The organism is Flectobacillus rivi, from assembly GCF_030056655.1.
Lineage (GTDB): Bacteria > Bacteroidota > Bacteroidia > Cytophagales > Spirosomataceae > Flectobacillus > Flectobacillus rivi.
Window position 1 is genome coordinate 164169 of record NZ_JASHIE010000017.1, and the last position, 6111, is coordinate 170279.

The 6111-nt window shown below is 38.0% G+C and carries 6 protein-coding genes; 5 read left to right on the forward strand and 1 reads right to left on the reverse strand.

Features of this window, described 5'->3' with window-relative positions; translation table 11 throughout:
• Positions 1-19 precede the first annotated feature (19 nt).
• Entirely contained in the window at positions 20-1000 is a 981-nt protein-coding gene (locus QM481_RS21460) for a phytanoyl-CoA dioxygenase family protein (RefSeq protein WP_283383268.1), read from the reverse strand.
• Between the two features lie 244 nt (positions 1001-1244).
• Here QM481_RS21460 and QM481_RS21465 point away from each other — a divergent pair, with 244 nt between their 5' ends.
• The 5 genes from QM481_RS21465 (at position 1245) to QM481_RS21485 (ending at position 5845) form a co-directional block, all read left to right on the forward strand.
• A complete protein-coding gene (locus tag QM481_RS21465) occupies positions 1245-2090 on the forward strand; it encodes a helix-turn-helix domain-containing protein (protein ID WP_283383269.1) in 846 nt (281 codons plus the stop codon).
• Positions 2091-2131: 41 nt separating this feature from the next.
• Positions 2132-3610 carry an ATP-binding cassette domain-containing protein gene (locus QM481_RS21470; RefSeq protein ID WP_283383270.1) on the forward strand — a complete coding sequence of 493 codons (1479 nt, stop codon included), beginning with the start codon at positions 2132-2134 and terminating at the stop codon, positions 3608-3610.
• 122 nt (positions 3611-3732) lie between these two features.
• Positions 3733-4224, forward strand: coding sequence for a MarR family winged helix-turn-helix transcriptional regulator (locus tag QM481_RS21475; protein WP_166550348.1), 492 nt, complete (start codon positions 3733-3735; stop codon positions 4222-4224).
• Between the two features lie 108 nt (positions 4225-4332).
• Entirely contained in the window at positions 4333-5118 is a 786-nt protein-coding gene (locus tag QM481_RS21480; RefSeq protein ID WP_166550345.1) for a PhzF family protein, read from the forward strand.
• A gap of 259 nt (positions 5119-5377) precedes the next feature.
• Positions 5378-5845: a GNAT family N-acetyltransferase gene (locus tag QM481_RS21485; protein WP_283383271.1), complete on the forward strand. Its 468-nt coding sequence runs from the start codon at positions 5378-5380 to the stop codon at positions 5843-5845.
• Positions 5846-6111 lie beyond the last annotated feature (266 nt).

Below are 6111 nucleotides of genomic sequence, written 5' to 3' on the forward strand. Positions count from 1 at the left end.
TCAGAATTCATTCAATTATTCAATAACTGTCAAGTCCAAGTAATTTTTTCCCTAAATCTGATAATACTGCTGTTTCGTAGCGGTCTCTTTCAAAGTTTCTTGGGTCGCCTGGGAATGCATATCCTTCAGGAGCGATACGGTTTTTCCATGAGTTGATTCTCCAATTTTTCAAAGCCTCGTTATCTTCCTCGGCTGGCATCATCGAAATATATTGGGCAATACGTACTTTGTCCTCACTTTTATTTGGACGAATACCATGTGGCTGTGTACTATTGAAAATAAGCAAATCGCCAGCTTCTAGTTTTACTTTTACAAAATGCTCTTCAAGTCCAGTGGTATCTGGCTTAAATCTATCTCTATCTTCTGGTTGAGTCAATTTCCAAGTATCATAAGTACGATAAAGCTCTGGAATACACTGAAAACCGCCCATATTTTCGTCTGTTTGGTCTGCTAATGCCAAGACTCCTTGTACATTTTGAGGGCGAGTTTCAGGGTCATAATCCCAGTGTATAAAGCCTTTGAAAATATGATTAGGGCGCATCGGAAAGTTGAGATTGGCTCTATCAATCGTTACCCACAATTTTTCGGTACCCCAAACGTCCACAAAGGCGTCATACACGCGTTGCGCCTGACGATTTTCCCATAACAACTGATGGTTATAAACCTCGACCATGCCACTACCTACTAATTCTTTCATTTGCATTTCAGCTCTTGGTGCCGAATACCACGTGTCAGAATTATTAGGGTCTTTCTCCTCAAACTCCCAAAGAAACGCTGCGGTTTTAGCTGCTTGCTCACGTGAGATAGCATTTTTGATGACTACATATCCATTGTGAATCCAAAATTGCCAATCTTCTTCGCTCAATACACGTAAGGGTTTGCCATTGCTACGATCGTTCAAACCGATTTTGCTACTTGTCGCAGTAGAAGGATTGCCTGGAATATCTTTATGATTTTGATTGGCCATCATCGTCGGAGCCATTGTTGGAGTCATTTGCATGGTCTTGTTAGTTTAGTAATATCTGTTATTGAAATTGTTATACAAATTTAACCTATTGCAATAGTCAAAATCTTGGCTAATAATTGCCATTTTTTGAACAATTTTGATTTTTTCATAAATAATGATTTGTAATTGGATAAATAAAGTTCAAAATTTGACAAATTCGTAGCAAGCTCACAAGCTAGTTGAGTGTGCTTAAACGGTATTTTGAAGATTTTGTCTTAAAACCCATTAGGAGTGAACTATGAAACTCATTCTAGAAGAATTTTCGCCAGACTCTAATAGCTCATTTCGGATTATGCAAAATCCAAGATTGAGTCAGATTTTTTATTGGCATTTTCACCCCGAAATCGAGCTGGTCTATATCGAGGGCACGGATGGAACTCGGCATGTGGGCGAACATATATCACGTTATCGTTACAATGATTTGGTGTTGATTGGCTCCAATATTCCGCATCTCAATTTTGATTATATGGTCAAGACGGAGGATTATGAGAAAGTAGTTTTGCAATTGAGTCCATCATTTTTGGGAAATGGACTTAGCCAAACGCCCGAACTCAAAGGAATAGCTGAGCTGTTTGAGCGTTCGCAATATGGTATCGCTTTCGGCGAAAATGTGAAGGTAGCATTGGCCGAAAGAATGAAAAATATTCGTACAATTCCACCCTTTGAGCAGTTTTTGGAAGTACTTAGTATTTTTCAGTTACTCGCCAATACGACTGAATACGAACTTTTACATGAGAAGCCTGTCGAAAATCAGTACAACAAAAAAGACCAAGAACGTATCAAACGCCTGTATCAGTTTATTGATGAAAACTATCAGCGCAAAATAGAACTGGGCGAAGTCGCCGAGATGACCAATCTTTCAGAAGCGGCTTTTTGCCGTTATTTTAAGAGAATGACACGATTGACTTTTATCGAATTTTTAAATCATTATCGGGTCAATCAAGCCAAAAATTTATTGCTTTTAGATAAAAATGTGACAGAAACCTGCTTCGATTGCGGTTTTGAAAGTATGTCTTATTTTAACAGAACTTTCAAAAAGCTGACTGGAGTCAACCCTTTGGCATTTAAAAAGCATTATTTTTGAAACTTTAGTAATGAAAAAGCATGGTTAACCAATAAAATATAATGACTCCTTTTATCAGTTTAGAAAATACAGCTCTCAGAAAATTTGAAAAAATTGTCGTTCGTAATCTCACTTGGCAAATAGAAGACCAACAGCATTGGGCTATTGTTGGTGAAAATGGTTCGGGTAAAACCACCTTATTAGAAGCTTTGGCAGGTAAAATTCCATTTGTGGGAGGAAAAGTAAAATTCCATTTTTTGGAAGAAGGACAATTGCTGAAAGATAAAATCGAGTTGGTGTCAAGAGATTATTCAGGAAACCGTATCCTGAATTCTGCCGCACAATATTACCAGCAGCGTTTCAACGTATATGATGCCGAAAACTCGCCGACAGTTCGTGAGTTTTTGACAGACCAAATGAAACCTATTGGTACAATTGATGAAAAATCGGTTCAATTACCACCTTCGCCATATACCGAAGAGGAACTCTTGAATGCCGCCAGAGTATTACGTATCGAACATCTGCTTGAACGTAAATTAATGACTCTTTCAAACGGAGAAACTCGTCGTACTTTACTAACTCGCTCATTTCTCAAACGTCCTAAAGTGATGTTGTTGGATACCCCATTTGTGGGTTTAGATGTTGCTTCCAGAGCGATATTGCATGAAGCTATCAACGCTATTTCGCAACATGGTACGCATATTATATTGGTAACTACACCCGACGAAATACCGACTTGTATTACCAATGTTTTTGAATTGAAAAAAAGCATAGAGGCAGAAGCTACACAGGAAGTAAAGTTAGATCATGCTTTGCTAGAAGAACTTTTGGCATCGAGTACAAGTCAAGATAACTTCGACTACGCTGTTCGTATGCGTAACGTAAACGTAAGTTATGGAAGTAAAAAAGTATTGAATACGCTCAACTGGGAAGTAAAACGTGGTGAAAAATGGGCTGTATTAGGACCAAATGGTTCTGGGAAATCTACGCTTCTAAGTCTCATCAACGCCGATAATCCACAAAGTTATGCCAATGATTTTGACCTTTTTGATCGTAAGAGAGGTTCAGGGGAGTCGATTTGGGATATTAAAGGCAAAATAGGCTTTGTGTCGCCCGAACTACATTTGTTTTTTACCAAAAGAACAGAGGTGTTCAAAGCAGTAGCTTCTGGATTGTACAATACCAACGGGTTGTATCAAGCATTAAAGCCTGGGCAACAAGAGTTAGCCGAAAAATATCTTCGCTTATTGGGAATTGAGCATTTATCGCAAAAGCGTTTTTCTGAAATTTCTACAGGCGAACAGCGTATGGTATTGCTGGCAAGAGCTTTGATTAAGAACCCTCCTTTATTGGTATTAGATGAGCCTTGTCAAGGTCTAGACCAACAGCATATTCGTTATTTTAGAGATTTGGTAGATGAAATTTGTGTCAAATTGAATAAAACATTGCTTTACGTAACACATTACGAGGGTGAGATACCTGCCTGTGTTTCAAAGGTGTTGAAAATGACCGAAGGTAATGCCGAAATCCTAGATAGATAGTGTCTGGTAGTCGGCTAGGAGCAGTCAACTTTTAGCCGACTATCATAAAATTCTCATCTTTTATTTTTTTAGTTAAAATAAATAATTAATTTAGTAACTAGTTACGTAACTGATTACATAAAATGGATATTATTAAAGAATTAGGCCCTTTGGCGATTGCGAGTAGGATGAAACGTCTTGCCGAATTGGTTTTTAAGCAGGCCATTAATGTGTACCGTGTACACGGTATCGATTTTGAACCCAAATGGTTTCCTCTTTTTTACTTGTTGTCTCAAAAGGAATCTATCGGTGTGATGGAAGCCTCAGAGCATCTGAATATTTCACATCCTGCGGTGATTCAATTTGTAAAAGAATTAGAGAAGAAAGGCTGGGTTATGTCCGAAAAGTCGCCTGAGGATGCTCGTAAACGTATCTTGAAACTGACAGAAAAAGGCTGGGCTTTTTTACCGCAGTTGCAAGAAATTTGGGACAATATCAAAACGGTTAATCAACAATTGATTAGCAAAGAAGCACATGATTTAATGCGTTCTGTGGAGGCATTCGAGCAGTATTTTTTGAAAGATGGTTTTTATATAGATTACTATCAAAAATATATAGACGAGAAATCGAAATAGCTCCTATTAGTAATTTTTGAGCAATAGAAAATAAGAAATGCTTTCTCAAAGCTCAGAGCTGATGCCCGAAAGCTATAACCCAACTACATAAACTTCAACTGTAATACAATGCAAATTCCTATTTATCAAGTAGATGCGTTTTCTTCTCAAGTTTTTGGAGGAAATCCAGCGGCAGTTTGTCCGCTAGAGTCATGGCTGCCTAATGATCTAATGCAAAAAATCGCGTTGGAAAATAATTTGGCTGAAACAGCCTTTTTTGTTCAAGAAACTGACACTCGTTTTCATATTCGCTGGTTTACCCCAACGGTAGAGGTTGATTTGTGTGGACATGCTACCTTGGCAACAGCACATGTATTATTTACTGAGTTAGGCTATAAGCATGAGGTTATCGAGTTTTTCTCAAGAAGTGGCATTTTAACGGTTCAGAAACAAGATGATTTATTAGAGTTGAATTTTCCTGCGGACGAAATCAAGGAGGTAGAGCCATTGCCAGCTTTGAATGAATGTTTGGGCGTAAATATCCTACATACTTACCGAGGCAAGTCGGATTATATGGTCGTGCTCGAAAATGAAACATTGGTATTGGAGCTTCGCCCTGATTTGCGACAAATGGCTACTATCGAGGCCAGAGGAATTATTGCAACAGCCAAAGGAAGTAAGGTAGATTTTGTGTCACGCTTCTTTGGACCACAATCAGGGATTGATGAAGATCCCGTTACAGGCTCGGCACATACTACTTTGACACCTTACTGGGCTGAACAACTCGGCAAAACAGAACTAACAGCTTGGCAAATATCTCCTCGTAAAGGTGAATTATGGTGTAAACTAGAAGGCGATAGAGTCAAAATTGCAGGAAAAGCAGTTTTGTATCTTAAAGGGCAAATCTTTGTGTAGGCTTTAAGCTCTCGGCTATAGGCATTAGGCAAAAGAGCTTAAATTGTTTCATGAGAAATTTATTTCAACTTTTAGCCTACAGCATAAAGCCTAGAGCTTAATGCGGGTAAAATTATTTTAATTTTGCCCACTAACTTAATTTGATAGTACTAATCTGATGATGAGTACAATTCAATAACTGATATACCATTAACGGGTAACCTTTTTATCAACCATTTGCCAAAAGCCTATGGCTCAAAGCGTATAGCATGATAGAGTTATGTCAAAGGAGTTAATACAAATCGAATCATATCAACCTCAGTATAAAGAGGATTTTAAGACTTTGAATTTAGAATGGATTCAAAAGTATTTTAAGGTAGAACCACATGATGTGGAGCAACTGGAAAATCCTGAAAAATATATTTTGGAAAGTGGAGGACAGATTTTCTTTGCCCTTTACCAAAATCAAGTAGTAGGAACAGTTGCCTTGGTTAAAAACAGCGATACCGATTATGAAATGGCTAAAATGGCTGTAAATCCGCAATATCAAGGTATCGGAGCAGGAAAGGTTCTATGTGCGCATACGATTCAGGCAGCAAAAGATTTGGGAGCAACAGTTCTATGGTTAGTTTCCTCGACTCAACTTACACCAGCTTTAACGATGTATCGTAAATTAGGCTTCGTCGAAGTTCCAATTGGCGAAACCGAATATTCTCGTGCAGATATTAAAATGGAGATAGTGTTTTAGAAATCTTATACAGATATTTCTGTTTGAGAAAAAGCGCCGTAAGTACGAAAGACTTCAATATAATTGGTGTTCTTTCGCACCTACGGCGCTTTTTTAGCTATACACTAAATTTAAAAGGCAACCTATTTTAGGCAAGGACAAAGGACAACTCATTGTAGATTTACGCTTACAAAATAATATTTGGTCATGAGGGAGTTAAACCGATCACTCAATGGTAGATAGATACTGAAGTGATGTTTGGTTACTCCTTTATGGCAAATGCTCAT

What these genes read in the sequence shown, in the direction of transcription:
- QM481_RS21480 (WP_166550345.1), top strand. Translation starts at nt 4,333, where the DNA reads ATGCAAATTCCTATTTATCAAGTAGATGCGTTTTCTTCTCAAGTTTTT.
- QM481_RS21465 (WP_283383269.1), top strand. Translation starts at nt 1,245, where the DNA reads ATGAAACTCATTCTAGAAGAATTTTCGCCAGACTCTAATAGCTCATTT.
- QM481_RS21470 (WP_283383270.1), top strand. Translation starts at nt 2,132, where the DNA reads ATGACTCCTTTTATCAGTTTAGAAAATACAGCTCTCAGAAAATTTGAA.
- QM481_RS21475 (WP_166550348.1), top strand. Translation starts at nt 3,733, where the DNA reads ATGGATATTATTAAAGAATTAGGCCCTTTGGCGATTGCGAGTAGGATG.
- QM481_RS21460 (WP_283383268.1), bottom strand. Translation starts at nt 1,000, where the DNA reads ATGCAAATGACTCCAACAATGGCTCCGACGATGATGGCCAATCAAAAT.
- QM481_RS21485 (WP_283383271.1), top strand. Translation starts at nt 5,378, where the DNA reads ATGTCAAAGGAGTTAATACAAATCGAATCATATCAACCTCAGTATAAA.